The 960-nt window shown below is 59.7% G+C and carries 1 protein-coding gene; it reads right to left on the reverse strand.

What is annotated here, in order from left to right:
• A partial coding sequence (locus DIE23_RS39035; RefSeq protein ID WP_148093504.1) for an RNA-guided endonuclease TnpB family protein occupies positions 1–960 on the reverse strand: 960 nt, incomplete at both ends.

Below are 960 nucleotides of genomic sequence, written 5' to 3' on the forward strand. Positions count from 1 at the left end.
GCGGAGGATTCCCACACCTGGCGATGCACGTCCGCATCGGAGAATGTTCAAAGCAGCATTGGTATCTCGATCATGCTCGACACCACAGTCACTGCAAGCCCACTCTCTTATTCGCAGCCCTGCGATACCTTTCGGCCGCGTCGTGCTGTCTTTCGACCCGCACGACGAACAGGACTGGGTGGAACCGCTTTCGTCGACTTCCTCGAACGTGGCCCCGTGCGCGATCGCTTTGTAACGGAGCTTGTTTCGGAAGGACGACCAGGATGCGTCGTAGACGCTCTTCGCCATCCTGGTTCTGGCGAGCTTCGCGGCCGACACGTTGCCGACCGCGATGTAATCGAAGCGCCGCACCAGATCGAGCGCGAGCTTGTGTTGGAAATCAGCACGGGCATTTGCGACCTTGGCGTGCAGCTTCGCGATATGCCGCTTGTGCTTTCGCGCCCGTTGCGCTTTCGCGAGCTTCTCGGCCGCGCATCGACCGAACCGATCGTTGGGCAGTTTCTCACCGGTCGAAAGTGTGGCCAAGTCTTTCAAGCCCAAATCGATGCCGATACCGGAACGGATCGGGCGGGCCTGAACATCGGGCATCTCGATCACGATGTTGAGAAACCAGTTACCGCGCGCATCCTGCGCGAAGTTGGTTCCGTCCTTGATCTTGCCTTCGGGAAGCGGTCGGCTATTGAACACGCGAAAGGTGTTGCCGGCGAAGCGAAATGCGTCGCCCTCGCGCTTCAGATCGCGGCCCTTCAGCGGCACCCAGCCAAGCGATTTCCTGCCGCGATAGCGCAGGTACGGACGTCGGTGCTGACTGCGCGACTTCGCGTATTGCTCGCACGTAGCGTTGATCGTACCGGAGTGAATGCCGAGTTCCTTGCTGCTGCCGGTCGTCAGCACGTTCAAGTCGAAACCCGATGGCCACTTCTTGTTCCACTTGAGCGCGTGCTTCTGCGTGTCATTGCA

The organism is Burkholderia sp. Bp9143 (assembly GCF_003853645.1).
Classification (GTDB): Bacteria; Pseudomonadota; Gammaproteobacteria; order Burkholderiales; family Burkholderiaceae; genus Burkholderia.